At 64.9% G+C, this 23740-nt stretch carries 27 protein-coding genes; 17 read left to right on the top strand and 10 right to left on the bottom strand.

The window, feature by feature from the left end; all coding sequences use genetic code 11:
- Positions 1 to 7: 7 nt before the first annotated feature.
- From C2R25_RS07985 to flgE, 3 genes are read right to left on the bottom strand one after another with little or no spacing between them, the layout of a single operon-like run.
- Positions 8 to 916, bottom strand: a complete 909-nt coding sequence (locus C2R25_RS07985; RefSeq protein WP_103728717.1) for a flagellin — start codon at positions 914 to 916, stop codon at positions 8 to 10.
- A gap of 12 nt (positions 917 to 928) precedes the next feature.
- Positions 929 to 3022: a flagellar hook-associated protein FlgK gene (locus tag C2R25_RS07980; RefSeq protein ID WP_103728716.1), complete on the bottom strand. Its 2094-nt coding sequence runs from the start codon at positions 3020 to 3022 to the stop codon at positions 929 to 931.
- 28 nt (positions 3023 to 3050) lie between these two features.
- Complete coding sequence (flgE, locus tag C2R25_RS07975; protein WP_103728715.1) at positions 3051 to 4403, bottom strand: flagellar hook protein FlgE; 1353 nt, start codon at positions 4401 to 4403, stop codon at positions 3051 to 3053.
- A 183-nt stretch (positions 4404 to 4586) separates the two neighbouring features.
- Between flgE and C2R25_RS07970 the strand changes: the two genes are divergently transcribed.
- The 5 genes from C2R25_RS07970 to C2R25_RS07950 all read left to right on the top strand — a co-directional run bounded on the left by C2R25_RS07970 (position 4587) and on the right by C2R25_RS07950 (position 8725).
- The gene (locus tag C2R25_RS07970) at positions 4587 to 5003 is read left to right on the top strand and encodes a flagellar biosynthesis repressor FlbT (protein WP_103728714.1); all 417 of its coding nucleotides are present in this window, start codon (positions 4587 to 4589) and stop codon (positions 5001 to 5003) included.
- Between the two features lie 15 nt (positions 5004 to 5018).
- Positions 5019 to 6344 carry a flagellar protein export ATPase FliI gene (gene fliI / locus C2R25_RS07965; RefSeq protein WP_103728713.1) on the top strand — a complete coding sequence of 442 codons (1326 nt, stop codon included), beginning with the start codon at positions 5019 to 5021 and terminating at the stop codon, positions 6342 to 6344.
- On the top strand, positions 6341 to 6781 hold the full coding sequence (locus C2R25_RS07960) for a hypothetical protein (protein WP_103728712.1): 441 nt from the start codon (positions 6341 to 6343) through the stop codon (positions 6779 to 6781). Before fliI ends, C2R25_RS07960 begins: the two co-directional genes overlap by 4 nt.
- Positions 6774 to 7727, top strand: a complete 954-nt coding sequence (locus tag C2R25_RS07955) for a peptidoglycan-binding protein (protein ID WP_103728711.1) — start codon at positions 6774 to 6776, stop codon at positions 7725 to 7727. The genes C2R25_RS07960 and C2R25_RS07955 overlap by 8 nt, the downstream gene beginning before the upstream one ends.
- A 143-nt stretch (positions 7728 to 7870) precedes the next feature.
- Positions 7871 to 8725, top strand: coding sequence for an RNA polymerase subunit sigma-70 (locus tag C2R25_RS07950; protein WP_103728710.1), 855 nt, complete (start codon positions 7871 to 7873; stop codon positions 8723 to 8725).
- Between the two features lie 29 nt (positions 8726 to 8754).
- Here C2R25_RS07950 and flaF read toward each other — a convergent pair whose 3' ends face one another.
- A complete protein-coding gene (flaF, locus tag C2R25_RS07945; protein WP_103728709.1) occupies positions 8755 to 9129 on the bottom strand; it encodes a flagellar biosynthesis regulator FlaF in 375 nt (124 codons plus the stop codon).
- 161 nt (positions 9130 to 9290) lie between these two features.
- Between flaF and motA the strand changes: the two genes are divergently transcribed.
- From motA to C2R25_RS07930, 3 genes are read left to right on the top strand one after another with little or no spacing between them, the layout of a single operon-like run.
- Positions 9291 to 10175 (top strand): flagellar motor stator protein MotA, encoded by an 885-nt coding sequence (gene motA, locus C2R25_RS07940; RefSeq protein WP_103728708.1) that lies wholly within the window; start codon positions 9291 to 9293, stop codon positions 10173 to 10175.
- A gap of 13 nt (positions 10176 to 10188) precedes the next feature.
- Positions 10189 to 11067, top strand: a complete 879-nt coding sequence (locus C2R25_RS07935; RefSeq protein WP_103728707.1) for a flagellar motor protein MotB — start codon at positions 10189 to 10191, stop codon at positions 11065 to 11067.
- 12 nt (positions 11068 to 11079) lie between these two features.
- Positions 11080 to 11520 carry a hypothetical protein gene (locus tag C2R25_RS07930; protein WP_233203829.1) on the top strand — a complete coding sequence of 147 codons (441 nt, stop codon included), beginning with the start codon at positions 11080 to 11082 and terminating at the stop codon, positions 11518 to 11520.
- 13 nt (positions 11521 to 11533) lie between these two features.
- Here the strand turns inward: C2R25_RS07930 and fliP are convergent, their stop codons facing one another.
- The 3 genes from fliP to C2R25_RS07915 all read right to left on the bottom strand — a co-directional run bounded on the left by fliP (position 11534) and on the right by C2R25_RS07915 (position 13042).
- Positions 11534 to 12214: a flagellar type III secretion system pore protein FliP gene (gene fliP, locus C2R25_RS07925; protein WP_199183795.1), complete on the bottom strand. Its 681-nt coding sequence runs from the start codon at positions 12212 to 12214 to the stop codon at positions 11534 to 11536.
- Positions 12215 to 12336: 122 nt separating this feature from the next.
- Positions 12337 to 12807 carry a flagellar biosynthetic protein FliO gene (locus tag C2R25_RS07920; RefSeq protein ID WP_103728705.1) on the bottom strand — a complete coding sequence of 157 codons (471 nt, stop codon included), beginning with the start codon at positions 12805 to 12807 and terminating at the stop codon, positions 12337 to 12339.
- Between the two features lies 1 nt (position 12808).
- Positions 12809 to 13042, bottom strand: a complete 234-nt coding sequence (locus C2R25_RS07915) for a FliM/FliN family flagellar motor switch protein (RefSeq protein WP_103728704.1) — start codon at positions 13040 to 13042, stop codon at positions 12809 to 12811.
- 117 nt (positions 13043 to 13159) lie between these two features.
- On the opposite strand from C2R25_RS07915, the gene flgC reads away from it, so the two are divergent.
- From flgC to C2R25_RS07875, 8 genes are all read left to right on the top strand, one after another.
- Positions 13160 to 13570: a flagellar basal body rod protein FlgC gene (flgC, locus tag C2R25_RS07910; protein WP_103728703.1), complete on the top strand. Its 411-nt coding sequence runs from the start codon at positions 13160 to 13162 to the stop codon at positions 13568 to 13570.
- A gap of 10 nt (positions 13571 to 13580) precedes the next feature.
- The gene (locus C2R25_RS07905) at positions 13581 to 13922 is read left to right on the top strand and encodes a flagellar hook-basal body complex protein FliE (RefSeq protein ID WP_103728702.1); all 342 of its coding nucleotides are present in this window, start codon (positions 13581 to 13583) and stop codon (positions 13920 to 13922) included.
- The gene (locus C2R25_RS07900) at positions 13922 to 14185 is read left to right on the top strand and encodes a flagellar biosynthetic protein FliQ (RefSeq protein WP_103728701.1); all 264 of its coding nucleotides are present in this window, start codon (positions 13922 to 13924) and stop codon (positions 14183 to 14185) included. Before C2R25_RS07905 ends, C2R25_RS07900 begins: the two co-directional genes overlap by 1 nt.
- 4 nt (positions 14186 to 14189) lie before the next feature.
- A complete protein-coding gene (gene fliR / locus C2R25_RS07895; protein WP_103728700.1) occupies positions 14190 to 14969 on the top strand; it encodes a flagellar biosynthetic protein FliR in 780 nt (259 codons plus the stop codon).
- A gap of 1 nt (position 14970) precedes the next feature.
- A complete protein-coding gene (gene flhB, locus C2R25_RS07890; protein ID WP_103728699.1) occupies positions 14971 to 16047 on the top strand; it encodes a flagellar biosynthesis protein FlhB in 1077 nt (358 codons plus the stop codon).
- Positions 16048 to 16136: 89 nt separating this feature from the next.
- Positions 16137 to 17237 carry a flagellar basal body P-ring protein FlgI gene (locus C2R25_RS07885; RefSeq protein WP_103728698.1) on the top strand — a complete coding sequence of 367 codons (1101 nt, stop codon included), beginning with the start codon at positions 16137 to 16139 and terminating at the stop codon, positions 17235 to 17237.
- A 1-nt stretch (position 17238) separates the two neighbouring features.
- Positions 17239 to 17550: a rod-binding protein gene (locus tag C2R25_RS21295; protein WP_369825698.1), complete on the top strand. Its 312-nt coding sequence runs from the start codon at positions 17239 to 17241 to the stop codon at positions 17548 to 17550.
- Between the two features lie 13 nt (positions 17551 to 17563).
- Positions 17564 to 17962 carry a flagellar biosynthesis protein FlgN gene (locus C2R25_RS07875; RefSeq protein WP_233203831.1) on the top strand — a complete coding sequence of 133 codons (399 nt, stop codon included), beginning with the start codon at positions 17564 to 17566 and terminating at the stop codon, positions 17960 to 17962.
- A 43-nt stretch (positions 17963 to 18005) separates the two neighbouring features.
- Here the strand turns inward: C2R25_RS07875 and C2R25_RS07870 are convergent, their stop codons facing one another.
- The 3 genes from C2R25_RS07870 to C2R25_RS07860 all read right to left on the bottom strand — a co-directional run bounded on the left by C2R25_RS07870 (position 18006) and on the right by C2R25_RS07860 (position 22560).
- Positions 18006 to 19103, bottom strand: coding sequence for a helix-turn-helix domain-containing protein (locus tag C2R25_RS07870; protein ID WP_233203828.1), 1098 nt, complete (start codon positions 19101 to 19103; stop codon positions 18006 to 18008).
- Positions 19104 to 19444: 341 nt separating this feature from the next.
- Complete coding sequence (locus C2R25_RS07865) at positions 19445 to 19870, bottom strand: flagellar basal body protein (protein WP_103728696.1); 426 nt, start codon at positions 19868 to 19870, stop codon at positions 19445 to 19447.
- 14 nt (positions 19871 to 19884) lie between these two features.
- Positions 19885 to 22560: a hypothetical protein gene (locus tag C2R25_RS07860; protein WP_233203827.1), complete on the bottom strand. Its 2676-nt coding sequence runs from the start codon at positions 22558 to 22560 to the stop codon at positions 19885 to 19887.
- 149 nt (positions 22561 to 22709) lie between these two features.
- Between C2R25_RS07860 and C2R25_RS07855 the strand changes: the two genes are divergently transcribed.
- Positions 22710 to 23738: a flagellar motor switch protein FliG gene (locus C2R25_RS07855; RefSeq protein WP_103728732.1), complete on the top strand. Its 1029-nt coding sequence runs from the start codon at positions 22710 to 22712 to the stop codon at positions 23736 to 23738.
- The last annotated feature ends 2 nt before the right edge of the window (positions 23739 to 23740 follow it).

Here is a 23740-nt window from a genome sequence, read left to right as displayed (position 1 = left end):
ACCGGCCTCAGTCCAGATAATTGGCCAGCGACATGGCGTTCAACTGCGAGAACACCGAGTAACTGGCCTGCAGGATCGTCTGGCGCTGCGTTATGTCGATTGCGATCTGGCCAAGGTCGGCGTCCTCCACCTCGCCAATCGCCTGACTGAGAAGCTTGATGCGCTCATCCGCCCGCGTTTCCAGCGCTTCAACCTGCGCTTGGCGCCGGCCGTTCGCTCCATTGACCGAACGAACGCCGGTGATCCCTTCATCCAGCAGTGCCAGGGCCGCGGTGATGGCCTCGGCCTGCTCCTCGGTCAGCGTTTCCCCGAAGGGTCCCGCCTCGGCAAGGGCGCGGAAAGCCGGGACAAGACCCGTCGCGATATCGCTCGCGACGAGGCCATACTGCACGTCCATCCCGTCTCCTGCCCGGACGGCCTGGCGCACCGTGTCGTTCGCGAAGGCAGCGTCGGCATCGAGGCCGATCGTGTCCTGCAGCGTTTCAGGCACAAATGGCAGGGGAGTGGTCCGCGAGCCGGCGAACATCGGGACGCCGGATTCCTGCGCGTTGAGCGAGGAGCGGATCTGAAGGAACGCCTCCTCGATCATACCTTGCAGCCCCGGCGCATTTCCGGTGCCGACCGCGCTGAACAGTTCTTCCCGCAGGTCCAGCAAGGACGCGTCGATCTGCTCGAGGTGTCCCTGGTACATCGAGAGGGTGGTGGAGACCCGCTTGATGTTGTTCTTGTACGCCTCCTGCGTGGCGACCATCGAACGCGCCGAAAGGGTCCTCACGGCATCGAGACCGAGCCCGGCGTAGTCGTTGACCTTCTTTTCCGTCGCCAGCTGCAGTTGGCTTTCGGCAAGGTTCTGCTGTGTGCGCTGGATGGCGCTCGAAAGTGTCTGCTGCAGCGGAATGGTGGCTACGCGGGTCATCGAGCGTCGTCCTTAGACCATGTTGAGCAGAGTGTCGTACATCTGCGAGGCGGTGCTGATTACCCGTGCGGAGGCGGAGTAGCTGTTCTGCAGGACGACCATCTGGGCCAGTTCCTCGTCGATGTTGACGCCGGAGAAGGAGTCCCGACGGTTCACCGCATCCCCGAGCCGCGCGCTTGCATCGAGGGCCGAGGTCTTGGCGAGTGACGCCTGCGCGCCGGCCCCGCCAAGCAAGCGGCTTGCGAACATGTCGATGGTGGAACGACCGTCCTTGCCAAAGTCGATCGTGGAGGCAAGCGCATCGACGAAAGCGTTTGCCCCTCGGATATCCGCGGCGCCGATCGCCTGTTGGCCGGGGGTGGCATCGAGCTGGAGCCGCGCCAGCGGAAGGCGCGATGTGTCCGTCGCCATCTCGGACGAGACATGGGCGGTCGCGAGCGCGGCACTTGCGCCGCCGAGACCCGAAAGGGCCGAGAACGAAAGCCCCGTGTCGAAGCGGTCCGTCGCGTCGGAGGGGATGGTGATCGCCGCCCCCGCGTTTGCCGTATTGGCGGTAAAGGTGATGCGGCCGGTATCGTCGAGGGCAAAACGCCCGAAGCTGCCCAGGTCGCTTCCGTTCAGGCCATCGACAAGGTCGCCCCAGGTGCCTCCGGCGGAGACGTCGAGTTCATGGCTGGCGAGCAACTTGCCGGACGGATCGCGCAGGACGATCTGCGCTGCGTCATCCGCGCTGAACCCGTGGGGGTCGTCGGACGCGAAGCCGGAGGGTGCCAGGGCGTTCCGATCCGAACGGATCAGATTGTTCAGGCCGAAGAACTGCGAGAAACCGATGCCCGCCCGGTCGCTTGGGCTATCGGGGTCCTGCCCGATGGCGATGCCGTTCTTGCCCGAGGCGGCGCTGATGGACAGGACGCCGTTCTCGAAGGACGCCGATCCGGCCGGGGCCAGCCCGTCGTTGATGGCCGCCACAGCGTCGGCGACGGTCGAAAGCGGCGGAGGACTGTCGAAGTCGAGCGTTGTCTTCGCGACAAGGATACCGTCCTGCCCGACGACGGCGAATGTCACCTTGCCGGTGAAGCCGAGCCGGTCGGCAGCGACAAGGCCATTGGGCTGACCGGTAAGCGTCTGCGGCGGTGGAGATGCGGTCCCTTCGTTAGCGACCTTGTTGAGCGTGCCCGCCAGACCGCCAAACAACTGGCCCAGCTGGTCGGTGAAGCCGGGCAGCACGCGGTCGCGCATGTCGATGAGGCCACCCAGCTTGCCTCCGACGCCGCTGGTCTCGATGGTCTCCCCCGCCGAGGCGCCCAGCGCCCCGTTGTCTGCGGCGAAGTGAATGCTGATGCCTTTGTACATCCCCGCCGAGGCCCCGGCGCCGGACGCATAATTCAGCTGGCGCAGGCGCTTGTCCAGAAGGACCTGGCCGGAGGCCGTGTCGATCGTGACGCGCCCGTCCGGCTGCTCGCGCACCTTCACCTCGACGAGCCCGCTGAGTTCCTGCAGCGCGTTCATCCGCTCGTCGGCTGGGCCGGAGGCGCTCAGACCGAGGCCCTGCAGGCGCGACACCTCGGCGTTGAGGCCGTGGACCTTGCGCAGCAGGACGTTGACCCGCTCCACGGTGTCTGAAACCTCGCTCTCCACATCGGCCCGGAGGGCGCCGACATCGGATTGAAGGGCATCGAGCGCGTAGATCGCGTCCGCTACGTTGCCGGTGAACATCGCGATCGCTTCCGGCGAGCCCTGCAGGCCGCCGACTTCGGAGATCGATGTCGAGATGGCGGTCAGACGGGCTGACAGCCCGCTGTCAGCGCCAGGCGTGCCGAGCAGCGACTGCAGGCGATCCAGGTACGTTGAAACGGCCTCCGTCCGGCCGGCTTCGCCGCCTCGCTGATAGACGGTGTTCTCGAGGAACTTGTCGGCTACGCGGGCGGGCTCCCCCACCACGACGCCGGTGACGTTCCCGCCGGCTATCGACGCGCTCTGCGAGACCGTCTGGCGCGCATAGCCCGCCGTGCCGACGTTGGCGATATTGGTGGAGACGGTCTGCATCCCCGCCTGCGAGGCGGCAAGCCCCGACTTGGCGGAGTTCAGGATTGAACTGAGGGACATGGATCAGACCGTCCGGCTTGCTGTTGTATCAGCGCTTCAGGTTGCCCACTTCCTGAAGCATGTCGTCCACCGTGGTGATGATCTTCGACGAAGCGCTGTAGGCACGCTGAAAGAGGATCATGTTGGAGAACTCGGCGGCGAGATCGACGTTGGAGGTTTCCAGCATGCTGGCCGAGATCTTTCCGCCGCCGACGAGGCCGGGCTCGTTGATGGCGACGTTACCCGACTGCTCCGAAACGATGTAGGCGTTGCCGCTGATGCGGGTCAGGCCATCCGGGTTCTGGAACGTGGCCAGGGGCAACTGGTAGATCGGCCGCGACGTGCCGTCATCGAAGACCGCGCTGACGATCCCGTTGTCGGAGATGCTGACCGATGCGACCGTGCCCAGCATGCCGCCATCGACGGTCGAGGAGAGCAGCGCTGAATCGCTGCCGAACTGCGTCAGACCGGCGAAGCCGTCAGGTGAGCCGAGGTCGAGCTTGATGAGCGGCGCTTCCGCGCCATTGCCCCAGCTGAGATCGAGCGCGCTGAAAAGATCGCTGCCTGCGGTTTTCAGGCTGCCGTCGCCGTTGAATTCAACCATGCCGCTGCGCAGCGTGACGGGGGTGCCTGCGTCCCTGGCCGCCTGAAGAGCGGCCGCTTCCTTGCCGATGTTCTGGGGATCGACGAAGCTCGCCAAATCGTTCGGATCCGCAGTGATTTCGGCGTGCCACGTATTCCCGTCCGTCTTGACGAAGTTGAAGGTCAGCGTGTGGGCGCCGCCTTGTGCGTCGAAGACTTCGACGCTGCGGGCGAACTGAGGCAGGACCTTTCCGCTCGCCATGTCGCCTGCCCCGTAGCTGGCCACCGGGGCCGCAGTGGCGTCAAGGTTGGCGCGAAGCTGGACGGAGGTGGTGGCCGCAGCGGCCCCCGTCAGTGCATTGGGACGGATCGGCTGGAGCGAGGTCAGGCTGCCGTTGTTGACGTACTTCCCCGCTTCGTCGAGCGGCCAGCCCATCAGGTAGAAGCCGGCGGTGTTGCGTAGGTACCCCGAGGAATCCGTGGTGAAGGAACCGGCGCGGGTATAGGCGATGGCACCGCTGGAATCCGCGCTGGAGCGTACGACGAAGAAGCCCGCGCCGTCGATGCCCACGTCGGTCAGGCTGGAAGACGCCTGAAGCATGCCCTGCTTGGAGATGAGCGCCTTGGGCGTGGCTGTGACGCCGCCTGCGGAATAGTTGCTGGTCATGCTGCCGCCAGTCACCAACGACTGGAACTGGGCCGAGGTGCCCTTGTAGCCGACCGTGTTCACGTTCGTGATGTTGTCGGCCACCGTCGCCATCGCGCTCGACTGCGCGTTAAGGCCCGACACACCGGCATAGAGAGCGGAATAAAGGCTCATGACAATCTCCTGTGGTGCAACGGTCGTACCTTGGGCGGCGCACCTCTCGCACCGGACACAGGCATTGTAGGATAAAGAAACGGGTGACGGTCGCGACTCGCGGACGAAAAATTCGGAAGGCGTGGTGCCTGCCCACCGGCTTTCATCCTATAATAGGGGCACACCTAGCAGGCTGATCTCCACATGACCCTTCGCATATCGCTCCGCAACGGCGAGCCTGTCATCGTCAACGGCGCGGTCCTGCGCTCGGTGGGCCGCACTGATCTTGTGCTGGAGAACAGTGCCACGATCCTGCGCGGGCGCGATGTCATGAAGCCGCAGGACGCAGTTACGCCGGCGAAGCAGCTCTATTTCGCCTGCATGATGGCCTATATCGATCCCGCCGATATCGCGCGACACCAGCATGTGCTGCTGGAGAAGCTGGAAGCGCTGATGGGGGCACTCGTCTCCGCCGAGGCGAAGGCAGTATGCGTCACCTTCGCCGAAAAGGTCGCAATGGGCGAATTCTATCAGGCGCTTGCAGATTGCCGCTGGCTTATCGCTTACGAGGCGGAAGCGATCGCCCGTCTCGTTCCCGCTGGCGCCGAAGCCGCAGGCTGACGGGGGCGTTCGCGGATGTCGAGTCTGGCCGCTGCCGCTGCGGGGTTGCGCATGCTGGCCCCCGACCGGCGGTATGGCCGGGTGGTGGCGGTTCGCGGCGCTCTCATTGAGGTGGATGGCCTCGCCGGTGCCGCGCGCATCGGTTCACGCATAAGTCTGCAGTCAACGACCGGCGCGATCGAGGCGGAGGTCGTCGGTCTCGATCACGGCATCGCGCATTGCATGCCGTTCCATGAACCCGAAGGCATTGCTTCGGGTTCAAGAGCGGACCTGTCCGCCGGTCAGCTGGGCTTGAGAGTGGCGCCGCAGTGGCTGGGCCGCGTTGTTGATGGCCTCGGCCGTCCCGTCGACGGGAAGGGCCCTCTCGTGCAGGGACCGGAGCACCGACGCATGAAGGCCGCTCCGCCCGCCGCCTCCGCCCGCGCCCGGGTGGGCGCCCGCATTGAAACGGGCGTGCGTGCGCTCGACCTCTTTGCGCCGCTGTGCCGGGGACAGCGCCTCGGCCTTTTCGCCGGCTCGGGTGTCGGTAAGTCGACGTTGCTGTCGATGCTCGCGCGGTGGACGGAGTGTGACGTGGCCGTCATCGGCCTCATCGGCGAACGCGGCCGCGAGGTTCAGGAATTCATTCAGGATGACCTTGGCGAGGAGGGGCTTGCCCGCAGCGTCGTCGTCGTCGCGACGTCCGACGAGCCGGCGTTGTTGCGGCGGCAGGCTGCGTGGACCACGCTCGCCATAGCCGAGCATTTCCGTGACGCCGGGCTCGACGTTCTGTGTCTGATGGATTCGGTGACGCGCTTTGCCATGGCGCAGCGCGAGATCGGCCTGGCGGCGGGCGAGCCCCCCGCCACCAAGGGGTACACCCCGACAGTCTTTGCCGAACTGCCGCGTCTGCTGGAGCGCGCGGGACCGGGTTTGCCGGGCCAGGGGGCGATAACGGGCCTGTTTACCGTTCTTGTCGATGGCGACGATCACAACGAGCCGGTGGCGGATGCCGTTCGCGGTATCCTTGACGGGCACGTGGTGATCACGCGCCAGATCGCCGAGCGGGGGCGTTATCCTGCTATCGACGTGCTCCGGTCCGTTTCCCGCACTTTGCCGCATTGCCTGCCCGCGGAGGACAATGGCACACGCCTCGCGGCGCGGCGGGAATTGGCGATGTGGAAGGACATGGAGGAGATGGTGCGGCTGGGCGCCTACCGCCCCGGTGCCAACGCCGAAGTCGATCGCGCCGTGGCCCTTGCCCCGCGCATTGAGGATCTTCTCCCGCAGGACCAGCGTGACCGTAGCTTTGTCGCGGCTGACTTCGCAGCCTTGCGGGCAATCCTGGAAGGGACTTCATGAAAACACCGTATGATACGGCCATGCGTGTGCGCCAGCGCGACCTTGACGAAGTCAGCGCCGCTATTCGCCGGGAGGCCAGGGAACTGGGGCAGGTGGAGCGCGAGCAGGTGCGGATGCGTGCTGCAGTGCGCGATGAGGCGCTCCTTGCCACTGCGGACGTGACCCTGATATCGCCGGGCTGGCAGCGGCGGGTGCAGAACGCGCAGCAGTCCCTTTCCGACCGCCAGGCCGAACTCCAGCATCGGCTTGAGGCGCTGCGAGAAGTCGCCATCGATGGATATGGCGTTCTGCGCGGCATCGAAACGGCGGCCCAGGACTATCGTGCGGATCTGGGCCGAAAAGTGGCGGCAGCCGAGCAGGCGACCAGTGATGATATGAGCGCGGCGGCGTTCCTGAAGACCCTCCGCATCCAGCGCCGCAGGGCAAGCGGTGATTGACCGCACGTCCGCTACGGCGGGGCTCTCTCGCCTGGATGCGACGCAGAAGTCGCGTCTGATCTATGATGAGGCGCGTTCGCAGATGGCGGGTCGGCTGTGGCGCGCGGCGCTTGGCTCGACAGAGAACGCCGATGTTCCGGCCTCCACGGCGGCTATGCCCGAAGAGGCTCATTCCATCGGGCTCGAACGCCTTCTGTCTCTCCTCAGTACGGAAGACGCCAGCCCGTCACCGCCTTCGGGTGCTACAGGCGAAAACGCTGTCGAGAAGCCGGGCCCGGCGCCCGCTGCCCTGCGCACTGTGGATGTGGATGGGGATGGGGCCAACGCACGCTACACCCCTATGCTCAACGACGCGGCTGCGCGCAGCGGCATTCCCGCCCCTGCGCTCGCGGCGATCATCGACGCGGAAGCGGCGAAGGGGCCGGGCGGCGCGTGGCAGCCTTATTCGCGAAACCCTCGCTCCAGTGCGGCGGGGCTGGGCCAGTTCCTCAACGGAACCTGGGAAGGGGAGGCTGAGCGGGCAGGCACCTGGCTTAACGGCCGGGCGCGGGAGAACGGCTGGCTTGATTCGGATGGGCGGGTGCGCGGCGACAAGAGGGGTGCCCTCCTCGCTCTGCGCTATGATCCCCGCGCTTCGATCGAGGCTGTAGCCGACTACGCATCCGCGAACGTGCAGTCGCTGCGGAAGGCCGGAGTGCCGATCGAGAGCGGCGTGGCCGATATCGCGCGCGCGGCTTACCTCGGCCATCATCTCGGACTTGGAGATGCCCGGCGTTTTCTGGCTGGCGGTCTCGCTCCTGACCGGGCCCGCAAGCTGCTTGGTGCGCAGGTCGGGGCAGCGGCGGCGGAGCGCCGAATCGCCCAGGCGGGCGGAGCCGTGGCGGCGCATCGCACATGGCTCCTTGGCTATGTCGGGGAGCATATCAGGCCCGAACGGTTCGGCTAGGGCCGCCCAGAGCCTGCGCGAAGGGCGCCCAGCTACCCGTCAGTGGATAACTTCCATATAGGATTGATGGTTCCCGCATTATAGGAATATTTTGCCTTTCATGGAGCAGTGGCAAAAAGCCGCCTGCGCCACGGGGGTTCGCCATGTCGAAAATCACTGCTGCCCTGGAGTCCGCAGTCGCGACTGTACGGGCAAATACGCCGTCCGATGATGCTCCGCAGACGCGGCGGCAGAGGGCGGAAATCGACCGCGCTTTTGCGCGGATCCTCAAGCTGATCGCGCCGCGCATCCGGCACTTCATCCGCCAGTACGGGCTTGTCGGGCACTGGGACGATGCCGAGCAAGTCTGCGCAATCGCCGTCCATCGCGCCATCCTTGCTTACGAGCCGGAAAAGGCCCAGTTCACGACGTTCGTGAACTGGCAGATTCGCGGTGAGCTGCAGAGCCTGCGCTTCCGGGTGATGACGGACCAGCGGCCTTCGGCGAAGAAGGTGGAGGCGACCACGGTGTCGCTGGACGCGATTGCCGGCGGTGATGATGGCGAGGGCCTATCCATCCTTGCGGCAATTGCCGACGAGGATGCGCTGGGCCGCACGGAAGCAGGGGCGAGCGAGTATCTGGCCCGCGCCGCCATGAGCGCGCTGACGGACAGCTATGTCGAACACCTGCGCAACGCGGGTCTCGACCGCATCCGACGGCGCGCGCAACCCCGGAAGTTGACCCGCGCCGAGCGCGCCGCCGGTGTCGTTGTGCCTCGACGCCCCTCGCTTGACCCCAGCGAAATCACCGAGCTTGAGCAGCGTCTTGAGCACAACCGTCAGGTGGTGGAGGGCCGGCTCTTCGACATGGCTCCTCTTGACGGAGACCATGACGAGGGTGCGCGCGAACGCATGCGGCAGGTGGCGAAGCGTGCCGCCAAGGCCATGGGCGACCTGGCGTGCATCGACCCACGGTTCGCGCTTATGGCAGAGTACCGGCAGACCATGCTCGCCTGCTGAGTGAGGTGACGTTGCCGCCGCGTCACCTTTCACGCAGGTTCGTGGGCCGCGGTGCCGTTTTCATTGGCGAGGCCGCTCATGACGGTCCGGTTTACCTCGATCAGCTGATCCACGCTTTCGCGCCCGGTGATGACGAGCGAGGTATACCGGTCCACCCACAGGCCCAGCGAGATGATGCCCGCGCGCAGTTCTTCGGGCAGGGCGTTCGCAGGGTCGATGCACAGATTGCGAAAGGCGCTCCAGACCTGCCGGTTGCGGTGAAGGACGGGCGCCAGCTTCACGCCGGACAGGCCGGCCTCGTGTGCAGCCAGCATCTCACCGGTGATTTCGCTCATCAACCGGTATTCGGTGCTGCGTGGCGTCGCGGCGACCTTCTGGGCGCGGACGTAGGCGTTGACGGACATTGGGGCTCCGGCTTTGGGCGTGTCGCTCAGACCATATAGGATGAAAGCCGGAGGGGTGGTCGCGCGTCGGGAAATTGTGCGCGGACACACCGCGGCGGGCGGCGACGTTCTATAATTCGGTCACAGCCCGCACGCGCGGGTGCCATTATTGCGGACCTTTAATGCTAAACGTCATCGGCCTCGTCGTCATTCTGCTGTGCGTATTCGGGAGCTTCCTGATGTCGGGCGGAAGCCTCGGGGTCATTCTCCATGCCCTTCCGCACGAACTGATGGCGATCGGCGGGGCGGCGCTGGGGGCTTTCGCCCTCGGCAATTCGATGACCACGCTGAAGAAGGCCGGTTCCGGTATTGCGCGTGTTTTCAAGGGCGACCGCTGGAAGGAGGCGGACTACCGCGACCTGCTGGCGCTCCTCTTTACTCTGCTCGCGACCTTCAGGAAGGGCGGCGCCAATGCCATCGAGCCTCATCTGGACGCGCCCGCCGAAAGCTCGATCTTCTCGCGCTACCCCCGTCTTCTGGCCGATCATGAACTGATCGAGTTCATCTGCGATTATCTGAGGATGATGACCGTCAACTTCGAGGATCCGCACCAGATCGCCGAGGCCATGGAAGGGGACATGGAGCGCCATCACCATGAGGAACTGGCACCTCAGCACGCCATCCAGATGATGGCCGATGGCCTTCCTGCCATCGGCATCGTCGCTGCGGTTCTGGGCGTCATCAAGACCATGAGTTCGATTGACCAGCCCACCGAAGTGCTGGGAGCGATGATTGGTGGCGCTCTGGTAGGCACGTTCCTCGGGGTTCTGCTGGCATACTGTCTCGTCGGGCCGATCGCCCAAAAATTGCAGCAGATCATCGACGCGGACTTCAAGCCCTACCTTATCGTCAAGACCGCCATCGTCGGCCATGCGCAGGAGCAGCCCACCGAGATCGCCATCGAGCTTGCCCGCCGCATGACCCCGTCCCCCTACGCACCAAGCTTTCAGGAAATGGAAACGGCGCTGGAGGCGGTGAAGCAGCAGCTTAACGGCGCTCCGGCCTGACGGAGAACGGGCAGTGGCAACAAGGGGCAACGAAAAGCGTCCGATCGTCATCCGCAAGGTCAAGAAGGTGACCGGTGGAGGGCATCATGGCGGCGCCTGGAAGGTCGCCTACGCGGACTTCGTGACGGCGATGATGGCCTTCTTCATGCTCCTCTGGCTTCTCGCCAACCCCGATGAGGTCCAGCTGAAGGGTCTTGCCGAGTATTTTTCCGCCGACAGTGCAAAGGCCAACCTGTCCACCACGCTGACAAATCAGCCGGGCATGCAACCGGGAACAGGGGGCAACGGGCGGAACAACCAGTCGGATGATCAGGAGCCGCGCGGCCAGCCTGCAGCGGAAGCCGGAACCGTGGGTGTCTCGCGTGGCGGGACGGCGAACATACCTGAAGCGGCGCTGCGGGTGATGGCACAGGAGATGCGCGTCGCGCTCGAACCTCCGCTGGATTCAGGCGAAAAAGGGAATGAGGGCGCTGGCAACATAGACGTCCGGCCAAGTCGCGAAGGCATGCGTATCCACCTTGTCGACAGCCCGCAGCGATCGATGTTCAAGGGCGGTACGGCGGAGCTGAACGACTTCGCGCGCGCCATGCTTGCGCGTGCGGCGCACAAACTGGGCGCGATGGATGCCCGCATTGCCATCGAAGGGCACACGGACGGTGCCGGTGGCGACAGCGAGGCGAACTGGCAGCTGTCTGCACAGCGAGCGCTGGCTGCGCGCGCGGCACTGGTCGCGGCCGGTCTGCGTCCTGACCGGTTTGCGGAAATCGTCGCCAAAGCCGGTACCGAGCCGGTTTATCCCGACGATCCGGACAGACCCGAAAACCGGCGTATCACGATCGTCGTCATGGCGGCGCCGGGGGCGCTGCCCCATGACGCCAGCTTCAAGTTCTGAGGAGTGCCGGCCATGATGAAGCGGGCAGCGTTCGGCCTTGTCGCCATTGTGGCCGGGCTCGGCATCGGTGCAGGTGGCGCATGGGGCGTGCTGCAGTACTTTCCCCAGCAGTTGCCTCACCACAAGGCCAGTCGCAAAGGCCCGACGGAGTTCGTGCCGCCGGTGCAGATGCTGGCGCCGCTTGTCTTTCCGGATGGCAGGCTCGCGGGCTATGCGAACTTCGAGATCCAGCTTGAGGTCAGCGAAGGCGCTGGCGAGGACGTCGGAACGACCATGCCCCTGCTCATGAACGCGGTGAATCTGCGGACGTACCGTACGCCCCTGGCGAGCGGCAAGGACGGGCTCGTACCGGGTCTGGAGCCCTTTCGGCGGGTGGTGATGGAAGCGGCCGCCGAGGTCTATGGCAAGGATGTGGTGCGCAGCGTTGCCGTGACCCGGGCATCGCCGGGCTGACGGTCAACGCTGGCTACCCTCCCGCGCCGAAACTCTTGACGAGTGACCCGGCGACCAGAGCCCACCCATCGACCAGAACGAAGAAGATGATCTTCATCGGCAGCGACACGGTCGCGGGCGGCAGCATCATCATGCCCATGGCCATCAGAACCGCTGCCACCGCAAGGTCGATCACCAGGAACGGGAGAAGCAGCAGGAAGCCGATCTCGAAGGCGCGCCGCAGCTCCGAAATCATGAAGGCGGGCATCAATGTCGTCATCGTGAGATCCGCGCGGGTCCGGGGCGTCTTGCCGGACAACTGCACGAAAAGCTTCACGTCGTCTTCGCGAACCTGGCTGAGCATGAAGGAGTGGAACGGCCTGCTCGCGCTTTCGAGTGCCTGGGTTTCGGTGATCTGACCCGCGCTGTAGGGCTCCATTCCCTGCTTCCAGGCGGCATCGAAGGTCGGCGCCATGACGAAGAAGCTGAGGAAGAGCGCAAGACTGATGACGATGGGATTGGGAGGGACGCCCTGGACACCCAGGCCCGAACGAAGCAGCGACAGCGCGACGACGATGCGGGTGAAGGACGTGATCGTCATGAGGATGCCGGGCGCGAGGCTCAGCACCGTCAGGATCATCACCAATTGCAGCACGCGCCCCGACATCGAACCACCGCCGGTCAGGGCCGCTGCCGCGCCTTCGCTCTGGGCCATGGCGGCTTGCGGGCAGGCGGCGAGGACACCAATCCCCAGGGCGAAGCCAAGGGTGACGGCGCAGAACTTCAGGAAGCGATAATCACGTCGCACGGAGCCCGCCCGCATTGCGTTAGATTGCATCAGTGGAAGTCCGGGCCTGCGCGCGTGCTTCTGGAAAGGTCGGCCATGTTGCCGTCCTGTGTAAACCAGACCTCGGGCAGCACGGGAATCCGCTCCGCAAAGGAGTTCGGCGGCTCCGGCAGGGGGGCTGGACGCGATTGCGGCTGCGGCGTTTCTACCGGATGAGGGGCCGCGGCATCGCCGATACGCTTCACTTTCATGCCGGTTTCGAGAACAGTTACGCCTTCGGGGCCGATCACCAGGCTGAATTCGGTCTCATCACGCCGAACCAGCAGCAAGGAACGCTTCTGATCGATGGCCAGCCGTTCCACCACGTGAAGGCGCTTGTCGGATGCAGGCCCCGCCAAGCGGCCCAGCCAGGCCTGAGGCAGGGTGAGATCATAACGGCGCACGGTCCACAAGGCGGCGGCGAGGAGGCCCAGCACCAGCAGCAGCGCACCGAGCATCCGAAGAAGAGAAAGCGCGTCCAACTCAGCCCTCGCGTTCCATGACACGGGTGATTTCGAGCGACATGGACTCTCCGTTGACCAGGATGCGCCCTTCGGCGACGAGGCGGTCGTTCACGTAAAGGCGCGTGGGATCGTCCTGTCCGCAGTCGAGCGGGATCATGGCGCCGCGGCTCATCTTGAGGACCTGCCGGATCGGAATGCGGGTCGAGCCCAGCACGATCGAGAGATCGATGGGTATGCCTTCAAGAACCGACACGGCAGGTCTCCTTTCAGCAAGCCTTATAGGAAAATTTATAGGATCGGAGTCCCACTAGGAAAAAGTTGCCTATAAGAGGACAAGGAGGCCCGGTGTGGCCGGGAGCGTGAGGCAGCCGTGGCGGAACTGGGCAATTCAATCGAGGTGTCGGCGTCGGGGCTGCGCGCCCAGGCCTTGCGCATGCGCGTCATTGCCGAAAACCTTGCCAATTCGAACTCCGTTGCGACGACGGCCGATGGAGATCCCTACCGGCGCCGGGTGGCAACCTTCGCTGCCGAAGTCGATCGTGCAAGCGGTGCGACACAAGTGGCCGTCAAGGCCATCGAAGCCGATCGCAGCGCCTTTGGACGGATCTACCAGCCTGGGAATCCGGCAGCGGATGCGCAGGGCTATGTCGAGCAGCCGAACGTCAATCCGTTGATCGAAGCGGCGGACATGAAGGCGGCGCAGCGTTCTTACGAAGCGAATCTCAATGCCATCGAGGCGGCACGTGGCATGACCATGCGCACCGTCGATCTGCTGAAGTAAGGGAAGGCGGATGTCGATCGGAGCCCTTGATGGCGTCTCGGCCTACGCGCGGGCGATGCGAGCGACCGCGCCTCTGGCCACTCCCGCTTCGCCTCCGGCCGGCGCGGCCGCGTCGGCTGGCATGGCTTCCGGGGGAAGCGGCTTTGGCACCATGGTCGAGAACATGGTGTCGGAAACCGCAGGCGCCCTGCGCAGCGCAGAAGCGCAAAGCATCAAGCAGATCAGCGGCAAGGGTGACCTGATCGATGTCGTGACAGCGATAGGGGCGGCGGAAACGGCCCTCGACACTGTCGTCGCGGTGCGGGATCGGGTGGTGTCGGCCTACTCCGAGATCATGCGAATGCAGATCTGATGACCCCGGACCAAGCGATCGAAGTGGCCCGTGCCGCGCTGATGCTTATGCTCACGATCTCAGGGCCGATGCTGATCGCGGCCTTGATCGTGGGTGTCCTGATCGGTCTGCTGCAGGCCCTTACGCAAGTTCAGGAGATGACGCTGACCTTCGTTCCCAAGCTGCTGGTCCTGGGATTGGTCATGCTGGTGAGCCTGCCGATGATGGGGCATGCGTTAGGGGCCTTCATGGATCGTGTGGCTGACGCGATCATCGCGCGGTGAGGCTGTGAACGCCGTCGACGTGGCGACATTGCTCCGGCTGCCGATTGATGTGGCATGCTTCCTGTTGCTGTTCTGCCGGGTGGGCGCAGTGGTGATGCTGTTGCCGGCGTTTTCGGATAACGCCATCCCGCCTCAGATCCGTCTCGTCATGGCCCTCGCTTTCACTTTCGGCATGTACGGCATGCTGGAAGCGCGCGTGCTTCCAGCCACGACATCGGGCGTGTCGATGCCCTTGCTGGTGATGAGCGAAGTCATGGTCGGGCTGTCCCTTGGTATGATCGTGCGGATCATGTTCAGCGCCGCCGCCATGGCAGGCGCGATCGCATCGCAACAGGTCGGGCTCTCCTCCGCCCTGGTCTTCGACCCCGCGATGGGCGGTCAGGCGCCGCTGCTGTCCCGGTTCGTGGGGCTGGGCGCTATCGTGGTGTGCCTGGGGTTGGGTGTCCATCATCTATGGATCGCGTCCATCTTCACGTCCTACGCGAGTTTCCCCACCGGCGGGCTACCACCGGCGGCAGACTTCGCACACCTCGCGGTCTCCGTCATGGGGCAGGCCATGGCGCTGGGCGTCAGCCTGTGTGCGCCGCTCATGCTTTACGGCTTGTTGTTCAACCTCGGTTTGGGTCTTGCCGCCCGCGTCGCGCCGGCGATCCAGGTCTTCTTCATAGCGCAGCCCCTCAACCTCCTGCTCGGCCTTTCCGTGCTGGCCATGACGATCGGTGCGGTGCTGACGACTTTCGCGCGCGCCATGGCCACATTCATGCAGAACGGCTGGACGTACTGATATGGCCGACGATCCATCCGACAAAGATCAGCGGACTCACGAGCCGACTCCCAAGAAGCTGGAGGACGCCCGCCGTCGCGGTGAAGTGCCGATGGCTCCGGAGGTTCGTCATGCCACGATGATGGCTGGCGCGCTCGCGGTCACGGGGTGGCTGGGGCTCTCGGCCATGGAGCGGCTCGGCACCATGCTGACCCGCCTGTGGGGCGATGCCCAGACCTTCCGGATCGAGCCAGACGGCGCGCAGAACCTTGCGACCGGCGTGGTCTGGCACACGTTCGTCTCACTGCTTCCCGTCTTCGCCGTGCTGCTGGCCTGCGCGGTGGGCACGGCGTTCCTGCAGGGCCGTCCCTCGCTGAGTTGGTCCCGCGTTAGTCCGAAATGGTCGAAGCTGTCTCCGGCCGCAGGCGTGAAAAGGCTTTTCGGCACAAGGGCGCTGGTGGAGTTCACGAAGACGCTGGCCAAGATCAGCGCCATAGGGCTGGTCGTGTGGCTGGTCCTTGCGCCCGGCCTGCAGGGGGTCGATGGCCTCGTCGGGCGCTCCCCGGGCGCCGTGGGAGCCGTAGCGGCAGGACTTGCCTTCCGCGTCCTGCGCGCGGTGGTAGTGCTGATCGTCGTCTTGGCGCTGCTGGATTTCCTCTGGCAACGGCGTTCGTTCCTTCAACGCATGCGCATGACGCTTCAGGAGGTGAAGGACGAACACAAACAGAGCGAAGGCGATCCCAAGATCAAGGCGAAGATCCGCCAGATCCAGATGCAGCGCGCCCGAAAACGGATGATGGCGGCCGTGCCTGCCGCCAGCGTGATCATCACCAACCCGACCCACTACGCCGTTGCACTGAAGTACGAACATGGCGCCATGGCGGCACCGTCCGTCCTCGCGAAAGGCACGGACGCGGTGGCGCTGCGCATCCGCGAGATCGCGCAGGAAGCAGGCGTGCCGATCTTCGAAAGCCCTGCGTTGGCGCGGGCCCTCTTCGCCGCGGTGGAAATTGATCAGCCGATACCCATCGAACACTATTCCGCCGTCGCAGAGATCATCGGCTACGTGATGCGCCTGGCCCGGGGCCGCGCACAGTGAGGGCAGCGCTCAAGAGGGGCTCACCACCAGTGGCAAGAAATCGGTCACGCCGCGACGGTTCTGGCCATCCCCTTCCTATAAGTACGGGAATGCCGAGGCTTCTGTTCTTCCTGCTGGCGGCCCTGCTGCTTGCCCCCGTGCCGGCCATGGCCGGGCCGCAGCCGCGTATCAAGGACATCGTCAACATCGAGAACGTGCGGCCAAACCAACTGGTCGGCTACGGTCTGGTCGTGGGCCTGCAGGGGACAGGGGATCGCACCCGCAACGTGCCGTTCACCGAGGAAACGCTGCAGGCCATGCTCGAGCGTATGGGCGTCAACATCCGGGGTAGCCAGATGTTGACGCAGAACGTTGCCGCCGTGACCGTGACGGCCACGATGCCGCCTTTCGCGCGTGCAGGCTCGACCATAGATGTGCAAGTTTCGGCGCTCGGCGATGCGAGCAGCCTGCAAGGTGGCATCCTGCTCGTGTCCTCGCTGCGTGCTCTCGACGGGGAAATCTACGCGGTCGCACAAGGGCCGGTGGCGGTTTCGGGTTTCAAGGCCCAGGGCGCCGGCGCCAGGCTGAGCCGGGGCGTGATGACCACGGCCCGGATCGCAGGAGGTGCCATCATCGAGCGGGAAGTGCCTTATGACCTGCGTTCGGCCACTACGCTGAAGCTTGCGCTGAAGAACCCGGACTTCACGACTGCGCGGCAGATCGCGCTGACCGTGAACCGGCAAGCGCCCGGCTCGGCCGAAGTTCTCGATCCCGGAACCGTCGAACTGCGGCCCTATGGAAGCGGCTCGCTCATCGATCTGCTTACGCGCGTGGAGAACCTTCCCGTCGCGGTGGATCAGCCGGCGCGGATCGTCATCAACGAAGCGGCAGGGACCGTCGTCATGGGCGCCGACGTCCGCGTAAGCCCTGTGGCGATCGCTCAGGGAGGCTTGACGATCAGCGTCACCGAGACGCCGGTCGCATCGCAGCCCGGCCCCTTGTCAGCGGGTCAGACCGCCGTTCTCCCCCGGACACGGATAGAGGCCAACGACGGAAATGGCGCCGCGCTGGCGATGCTGACGAGCGGAACGTCTCTTCAGACGCTCGTCGGTGGCCTCAACGCTCTGGGCGTCAGCCCGCGCGACCTGATCACCATCCTGCAGGCGCTGCGTACCGCAGGCGCGCTTCAGGCCGAGATAGCGGTGCAGTGATATGAGCGAGCAGAAAGTCACAGCCTTAGGGGCGCAGCCCCCGCCGCGCCCCGCGACTGTGCACCCGGATCGCAGCCCCGGCGCTGTCGCCAGACAGTTCGAGGGTGTCTTCGCCGGTCAGATCACGAAGATCCTGATGGAGACGGTCGAGCAGGATCCGCAGTTTTCCGGCGGGCACGGCGAAGATATGTTCCGCGGCATCCTGGCCGAGCAGATCGGCAACCAGATTGCTCAGGGTAGAGGCCTCGGCATCGCTTCGGCGGTCGAGGCGCAGATCATCCGGCTGCAGGGAGATGAACCGGGTGCCCGATGAAGTGATAGCCATCATGACCTCGCTGTCTGCGGTCATGCGGGAGGAGACCGCCAGGCTGGACTCCAGCCAGCGAGCGCTGGACCTTGGTGAACTTGCAGAAGCAAAGGCCCGTCTGGCCGGGGCGCTGGAGGAACGACTCGCGCGCCTGACACGGCAGGAGCCGGGCTGGGCCACCGGGATGGGCGCCGAACTGCGTCACACATTCGCGGAAGCTCTTGGCGAGCTTCGCGCTGCCTCCATGGTCAACGCGGCCCTGCTGGAGCGGCACATCGAACTGTCCGTGGACATGATGGGGGCGATTTCGGCCGAGGCGAAGCGTCTCACCGGCAACCGCGCCTACGGGTATGGGGCGAGTGGAACCTTGGCACGGTCGGATCTCACCACGCCCATCGCTGTCAACGGGGAATTCTGACGCGCGGGCTGCCGGGCTGCGGCTGCGAAGATGGCCAGGCCTGCTACTCGAACACGGCGGAAATGACGGCGGCAACCGCGTCCGGATCCAGCGCGTCAAGTGCCACCTCCACATCAGGAACCTGGCTGTACCCGAGCATACGGCCATTACGGTCCACCGCAACGGAGACGACGCGCAGACCGCCTTCCTCCCGCACAACAGCCAATCCGCCGGCCACGGGGAAACGGTCGGGATCAACGACCAGCGTCGCACGTCCGGGCAGGCCGGCACCAAGGGTGGGCCTGCCGACGCGCAGCCCGTACGCGCGGGGGCCTGCAGAGCGGGGCGCTTCTACAATGGCGTGCGAAAGGGTCCGGGCGATCAGGCCATCAGGCAGCGGGGTGCCGTAGACCGGCAAGAGCCTCACCAGAGCCGTTTGCCCGTCCGAGACGCCGTGCGGTGGAGGCGCGTCCCTGCGGACCGGAGCCGGCGGCTTCGATGCAGGCTTCTCCCGCAGCGCATCCCCGGCGGCAAGCTCCTCCCTCAACGCCGCGATGCGGGTACGGGACTTCGTCAGGCGCGCCTGCGGATTGGCTACCAGCGGCAGTACCGGGTCCAATGCTCCACTGCTGGCCAATCTTTCGAGGTGCGCGGCGAGCGCTGCATCGTCTGCCATGCCGAACAGGCGGCGCAGGGCGCTGCGGACATCCTCGTTCCAGCGCTCCAGCGGCTTGAGTGCATTCTCGATCCGTGAAAGGACGACGGGCGCGATGCCGTATTCCTGTTCCAGCGCGGCGATTGTAAGGGCGGGATCGCTTCCGCGACGAGCGCGCAAGGCAGCGGCCAGGAGGACGGCCGCTCGTTCACCCTCCGGGTCTGCCGGTATGGTGCCGTGAAGCGGTTCGGCCCATGCCGCGATGTCGAAGGAAGGATCGTTGACGTCGATCAGGAGTTCGTCGGCCGTGATGCCCAGAGCACGTGCGATCAGACGCAGTTCATCGGCTCGGGCGAAGACCTCCCCCCGTTCGATCTTGGAAAGACGAATATAGGTAATCGCCGGAAGTCTTTCGGAGAGTTCAAGCAGTGAGCCGATGTTCATCTGCTTGCGGAACTTGCGAATGCGGTTCGGGAACACCAGAGCGCGATGGAAATCAATTTCCATCAGTTCACTTCCTTTAATGTGCCGTTGTTCTGCCCGGAGGCTTGTTCCAGGCGACTTGTCGTTCATCGCTGTCCGTATCCGATCGAAGCCCATACAGGCTTTTTCATGCCTCTCCGACAGCGTCAATGCACCCTTTCGGGTGAACCGCCGAATCGGTTCTTTTCCGCGACCATTACTCATTGGTGCAGTTCCAGACGGGTCTGGGGCGCCCCTCCTTAAATATCCTTAAAGCCCGCGCCGGTTGCGCTTGAGCCTTGAACTTACTTCAGGAGCCTCACGGAGGCGGCGCCTGAAGGATCCGATCCGGAGCTTGAAATGGGACCGTCGAACTGGCCCGGCGTTCAGCCCTTGCCGGTCGCCGTCTTCATCAGGGCCATCTGTTTGCGATAGAGGTTGGTCAGCGCCGCGTAGTCCTGCTGCACCTCGCCAAGCGCCAGAAGCTGGTCCTCGAGCGTCACATTGTTGCCGTCGGGCTTGGTTTCGCTCGTCTCGCTGTCCAGCACCACGCGTCCGCCCGTCTGCGGAGGTCGTGCACCGAGAGCGGCCATGCCGCCCGACAGCTCCACTCTGGGCCGGGACACGTGGGGGGGGGCGCCGGCTCCAAGCTGTCCGTCGAGGAGGGAGGCGAAATCCGGCGCCTCCACCGTCCGTGCCTTGTACCCGGGAGTTTCGCTGTTGGCGACGTTCTCGGCGATAACACGCTGGTGCTCGGCCATGGATTTCATGGCGCGGCTCATGCTGTCGAATATGGCGGGCAAGGAGGACATCAGGGGCTTTCCTGTCACGCTGTGCCGGTCAGCCGGGCGAGGGCGGCCTGGTAGTTGGCGAGTTGTGCCTGCTGGTACGGTGAACCCGAGCCCGCCGACATCACGCCGTCGACCAGAGCGGCCTTGGCTGAGTCCCAGTAGAGCGAGCGATAGGCGGACTGAGTCATGGATATGGCCGAAGTGACCGCTGCCAGCGCAGCCGCCGCGGTTTTCACGTCAAGCAGGGTCAATGTGCCATCGAGGGCAAGGTTGTAACGGCCGCCCGGTGTGACCTTGGGTTCGTTTCTGGCGGCAACCTTTGGGGGGATGAGCCGGATGGGCTCGAGGCCCAGCTTCGGCAGCGCATCGGTCCCTGTCACGCCGGCAACGAGCTCAAGGGTATGGCCCGACTTCACCTCGATCTTGAGGCTGGACAGACCATCCGTGAACGGGGTGCTGATCGTGGCGTCAGTTCCGGTTATCCGGCGAATCTTCTGGGCGAGAGAGGCCATGGTCTCACCTTTCTCGATGGTGACCGTCCGCGCCGCCCCGCCGTCGAGCCTGATCTTGAAATTGTCTCCCACCCGCAGAGAGGTTTCCGTGACCAGATCGCCGGTCGCCTGCTGGTTGAGCACGCCGCGGTGCAGGCCAAGGGCCCCGAGCGCCGTCGAGCCTCCGGACACGGCGGACAGACGCACCGGCTCGATAGAGGTGGCGAGGCGCCCCCACTGCGAAACGGTCTGGACCGAGCCGCTGCCCGGATCAATGCGAGCGACAAAGCCGTCCACCCGGCCGGACCTTTCGCCTTCCAGAGTGCCGGCCGTTCGTCCGCCGACATACAGGGAGCCGTTCAGAAAAGTGAGGCTGTCCGCCTGGTCGGCCTCTGCCGTTCCTATGTACGTCGTGGACCGGCTGGAGAAGTCAGCGTCGATGAGCGTGACGAAGGCGTCCATTCCCCCACTGGGGGCGTTGACCTGGTCGCCGAGCAGGCTGCTGCTGGACGTTCCCGCCACCGCGATCTGCCCTGTCTCCGATACCGCTATCGCGCGCGCTGAGGCCGCACCCAGTTCAAGGCTGCCTGCATCCTCCCCCAGCGAGGAGCCGAAGCGGCGCAGCGTAGCAATGCCCTGCTCGTGCGTAAGGGCAAGAAGGCGCCCCTCGCCATCGATGGCCAGCGCGGCCACTGAATCTGATCCTCCGCTGTCGATCGTGCGCCGCTCGATGAGCTTGCCGGCGCTGTCCAGCTTGACGATCACCGCGTCACCCCCGCCCGAGGACGCGCGGCCGGCCACGAAGATGGAACCATCACGGCCCACGGTGACCGCACTGGCTGTTTCGGCTCCTACCTGCCGGATGACTGTATTCGAAAGTTCCTGCCCCTTGGCGTTGAAGCGAGCCACCAGCATGTCGCCCTGGATCTCGTCTCCGCTGCTGGCGGTTCCCGCAACCACGATTTCGCCATTGGGGGCGAGGGTGACGGCCGCACCCCGGGCGCTGCCAGCGGTCCCCAGACTGCGCTGCCACACGAGGTTGCCTTCGCTATCCACCTTGGTGAGGAACAGATCGTCGGTGCCGTCCCCGAGGTGCGTCCCCAGGTCCCCGGCGGTCGTGCCCACGATGTAGCTGTACCCCTGCGCATCCGTGACGAGCCCCTGTGTGGTCGTACCGGCATTGACCGTGAGGTTGGCAGCGTCATCTTCCGTGCTGTCGATCGCGGCCGCTTGCGCTCTCGCGGTGGCGGCCGCGTCTACGGCGCTTATCGTATTCAACCGCTCCCAACTCAGCGATCCCGCGCGGTCCTCAATACGATACACGTTCGCGCTGACCGGGCTGTCCTGGCCGGAGATCTGCCGTGTCTCACCGCTGGCGATCATCAGGGCGTCGGCCGTGCCCACCTGATCGAGAGATACTTGCTCGCTGCCGGATGGGTTGAACACAAGACCCCATTTCCCGCCGGACTTCTCGACCGTGAAATTCGATGTCCACTTGCTCGTCGGGTTTCCGTCGGCATCGAGAACCGGCCTGCCGTTCGCATCGAGAAGAGGCCTTGCGGCGATGGCCGCGTTGAGCGCCCCCGCCACCGAATCGAGCGTCGGCGGCTGGCTGCTCTGCGAAAGATCGACTGTCACGACCTCCGTCAGGCTGCCCTTAGTGAGGGAAACGGAAAAAATTTCCGACCCGCTCAGGCCCTCCAGAGATGCCGCGCGCGTGGCCGAGACGCCGGCACCGACCACCGCCCCAAGAGCGTAGACCGAGGGCAGGCCCACTGTCCGGCTGGTGCTGGAGGCGGACCCGAAGGCAAGCGTCAGCAGATCGGTCTCCGCCGACGCTAAATAGGACTGAAGATCGCTCAGCCCTCTGGCGAAGGCCTTCTGAAGGGATGCGCGCTCCGCCTCCTGAAGGGTTTTCGATGTCCCCGCTTCGGCAAGAATCCGCAGGTTCTCCAAGGCCTTGTAAGCGGTGAAGGCCGTCTGCACATCGGGCAAGCCGTCAAGGGAGCTGTCCCCGGAGGTGTCGATGATCGAGGCCAAGCGCTTGACTGCGGCCACCTGCGCGCTGGTCGCTCCGCTCATCTCCCCAAGCCCCTGCCACGGGGGTGTCACGGTCGGCGTGGAGAACGCCTTCTTCGCTGCGATGACAGCCGGGCTCTCCGTCGATGCCGCCGTGCTGAGATAGGAGGAGTAGGAGGACGTTCCGCCCAGGATGGACAACCCGATCAACCCATTATTCAGACTTATCGTCAATTGTGCCTCGTAAGCCGGTTGCGCGGGGGTCTCTCCTATTAATAGAAGAGAGTCGCCGGAATCGGATGGGATCGCTTCGAAATTGCCATGACGTTTCAGGGAAACTCACAGTGAACATGATGACTGCGGTGGGTGAGCCGCCCGAGCTGAAGAAGTACTCGGGCACGCAGCGGGCGGCTGCGCTGCTGCTGGCACTGGGCCAGGAGCATGGCATCCCCATCTGGCAGCAACTCAACGACGACGAGATCAAGGAACTGTCGGCGAGCATCGCGCAGCTCGGCCGGGTACCGGCGCCCGTGGTCGAATACCTGCTGGGGCAGTTCGTCGGGGAAGTCTCCTCGATCACCACGCTGCATGGCTCCTATGAAACCACCGAGCGCCTGCTGGAGGGCGTGCTCTCGCCCGACAGGGTGAAGGATATCATGGAAGACATCCGTGGTCCTTCCGGGCGGACCATGTGGGACAAGCTTTCGAACGTCAGCGAAGGCGTGCTGGCCGGATACCTCAAGAGCGAACACCCGCAGACAGTGGCCGTGATCCTGCAGAAGCTGAAGTCTGACCATGCGGCGAGGGTACTGGCGGCACTTCCCCGTGAGTTCAGCACCGAAGTCGTCCTGCGGATGCTGAAGACCGAGACGGTTCAGAAGGACGTGATCGTTCAGGTCGAGCAGACACTCAAAACCGAGTTCATGACTAATCTTTCGCGCGCGCAACGTCGGGATCCGCACGAATCCATGGCGGATCTGTTCAACGCCATGGACCGCGCGACCGAGGAAGCCATGCTGGGCGCGCTGGACGACCGCGCGCCGGAATCCGCCGAGCGCATCCGCGGGCTCATGTTCACGTTCGAGGATCTGGGCAACCTCCTGCCGAGCGCCATCCAGGTCGTTGTGCGCAATTGCAACAAGCGCGAGCTGGCGCTGGCCCTCAAGGGGGCGCCGGAAGATATGCGGCGCCTGTTCTTTGGGGCGATGACGGAACGTGCTGCAAAGCTTCTGCGCGACGACATGGCTGCCATGGGGCCCGTCCGCGCGCGCGAGTGCGAGGCTGCGCAGGGCAATCTCGTGGCGCTCGCAAAGGATCTCGGCGAGAAGGGAGAAATCCTGCTCGCCGATCCGAAGAGCGACGACGCGATGATCTACTGAGG

This window comes from Novosphingobium sp. HII-3 (genome assembly GCF_002916655.1).
GTDB classification, from domain to species: Bacteria; Pseudomonadota; Alphaproteobacteria; order Sphingomonadales; family Sphingomonadaceae; genus Novosphingobium; species Novosphingobium panipatense.
The sequence above is the reverse complement of the archived record's forward strand: the minus strand, read 5'-3'. Positions and strand labels throughout refer to the sequence as shown.

Coding starts and splice junctions, on each gene's coding strand:
- C2R25_RS07985 (WP_103728717.1), bottom strand. CDS start 916: ATGACCCGCGTAGCCACCATTCCGCTGCAGCAGACACTTTCGAGCGCC.
- C2R25_RS07980 (WP_103728716.1), bottom strand. CDS start 3,022: ATGTCCCTCAGTTCAATCCTGAACTCCGCCAAGTCGGGGCTTGCCGCC.
- flgE (WP_103728715.1), bottom strand. CDS start 4,403: ATGAGCCTTTATTCCGCTCTCTATGCCGGTGTGTCGGGCCTTAACGCG.
- C2R25_RS07970 (WP_103728714.1), top strand. CDS start 4,587: ATGACCCTTCGCATATCGCTCCGCAACGGCGAGCCTGTCATCGTCAAC.
- fliI (WP_103728713.1), top strand. CDS start 5,019: ATGTCGAGTCTGGCCGCTGCCGCTGCGGGGTTGCGCATGCTGGCCCCC.
- C2R25_RS07960 (WP_103728712.1), top strand. CDS start 6,341: ATGAAAACACCGTATGATACGGCCATGCGTGTGCGCCAGCGCGACCTT.
- C2R25_RS07950 (WP_103728710.1), top strand. CDS start 7,871: ATGTCGAAAATCACTGCTGCCCTGGAGTCCGCAGTCGCGACTGTACGG.
- flaF (WP_103728709.1), bottom strand. CDS start 9,129: ATGTCCGTCAACGCCTACGTCCGCGCCCAGAAGGTCGCCGCGACGCCA.
- motA (WP_103728708.1), top strand. CDS start 9,291: ATGCTAAACGTCATCGGCCTCGTCGTCATTCTGCTGTGCGTATTCGGG.
- C2R25_RS07930 (WP_233203829.1), top strand. CDS start 11,080: ATGATGAAGCGGGCAGCGTTCGGCCTTGTCGCCATTGTGGCCGGGCTC.
- fliP (WP_199183795.1), bottom strand. CDS start 12,214: ATGGCCCAGAGCGAAGGCGCGGCAGCGGCCCTGACCGGCGGTGGTTCG.
- C2R25_RS07905 (WP_103728702.1), top strand. CDS start 13,581: ATGTCGATCGGAGCCCTTGATGGCGTCTCGGCCTACGCGCGGGCGATG.
- C2R25_RS07900 (WP_103728701.1), top strand. CDS start 13,922: ATGACCCCGGACCAAGCGATCGAAGTGGCCCGTGCCGCGCTGATGCTT.
- flhB (WP_103728699.1), top strand. CDS start 14,971: ATGGCCGACGATCCATCCGACAAAGATCAGCGGACTCACGAGCCGACT.
- C2R25_RS07885 (WP_103728698.1), top strand. CDS start 16,137: ATGCCGAGGCTTCTGTTCTTCCTGCTGGCGGCCCTGCTGCTTGCCCCC.
- C2R25_RS21295 (WP_369825698.1), top strand. CDS start 17,239: ATGAGCGAGCAGAAAGTCACAGCCTTAGGGGCGCAGCCCCCGCCGCGC.
- C2R25_RS07875 (WP_233203831.1), top strand. CDS start 17,564: ATGACCTCGCTGTCTGCGGTCATGCGGGAGGAGACCGCCAGGCTGGAC.
- C2R25_RS07870 (WP_233203828.1), bottom strand. CDS start 19,103: ATGGAAATTGATTTCCATCGCGCTCTGGTGTTCCCGAACCGCATTCGC.
- C2R25_RS07865 (WP_103728696.1), bottom strand. CDS start 19,870: ATGTCCTCCTTGCCCGCCATATTCGACAGCATGAGCCGCGCCATGAAA.
- C2R25_RS07855 (WP_103728732.1), top strand. CDS start 22,710: ATGATGACTGCGGTGGGTGAGCCGCCCGAGCTGAAGAAGTACTCGGGC.